2 protein-coding genes are annotated in these 988 nt (G+C 68.1%); both read left to right on the top strand.

The features are described 5' to 3' along the window. Nucleotides 1–303, top strand: a 303-nt coding sequence (locus DS843_RS30885) for an FCD domain-containing protein (RefSeq protein WP_149472624.1), incomplete at its 5' end; no start/stop codon positions are given. Between the two features lie 41 nt (nucleotides 304–344). Continuing rightward, nucleotides 345–988 (top strand): thiamine pyrophosphate-binding protein (locus tag DS843_RS30880; RefSeq protein WP_286192420.1); only part of this gene is annotated, 644 nt, incomplete at its 3' end.

Raw genomic sequence — 988 nt, 5'->3', positions numbered from 1 at the left:
GGCGAGCTGGCCGACCATGTGCTGGAGTATTCCGACGCCAACGTCGCCTTCCACCAGTCGATCATCCAGGCCTCGGGCTGCACGCTCATCGCCGACCTGACCGACCGCTTCTTCATCCACATGCGGGCCATCCGCCGCGTCACCATGCGCCGCGGCGGCCGCGCCGAGACGTCCATCGTCGAGCACCGCGACATCATCGACGCCCTGACCCGGCGCGACGCCGATCTGGCCGAGCGGCGGGTGCGCGAGCACACGCTGGGGCTGGCCCGCCATGTCGAACAGCACTGCGATTTTCTCGATTGACCGATCGTGAACCGAATAAGAGTCGGGGAGGAGTAACCCTTATGTCAGCCGTCACAGTCCTCAACAACCAAGCCACGGCCGCCACCGCTGCGGAACCGGCGCTGACGGATGGTTTCCAGCTCGTCATCGATGCCCTCAAGCTCAACGGCATCGAGAACCTCTACGTCGTGCCGGGCATCCCGATTTCCGACCTGCTGCGCATGGCCCAGGGCGAGGGGCTGCGGGTCATCTCCTTCCGCCACGAGCAGAACGCCGGCAACGCCGCCGCGATCGCCGGCTTCCTGACCAAGAAGCCGGGCGTGTGCATGACCGTCTCGGCGCCGGGCTTCCTCAACGGCCTGACCGCGCTGGCCAACGCCACCACCAACTGCTTCCCGATGATCCTGATCTCCGGCTCGTCGGAGCGCGAGATCGTCGATCTCCAGCAGGGCGACTACGAGGAGATGGACCAGCTCGCCATCGCCAAGCCTTTGTGCAAGGCGGCCTTCCGCGTGCTGCACGCCCAGGACATCGGCATCGCGGTGGCCCGGGCCATCCGCGCCGCGGTGTCGGGGCGTCCGGGCGGCGTCTACCTCGACCTGCCGGCCAAGCTGTTCTCGCAGGTGATCGACGCCGCCGAGGGCGCCCGCTCGCTGGTCCAGGTGGTCGATCCCGCCCCGGCGCAGCTCCCCTCGCCGGACTCGGT

The sequence above is a fragment of the Roseomonas genomospecies 6 genome, from assembly GCF_008365375.1.
Lineage (GTDB): Bacteria > Pseudomonadota > Alphaproteobacteria > Azospirillales > Azospirillaceae > Azospirillum.
This window is presented reverse-complemented; position numbering and strand designations above follow the sequence as displayed.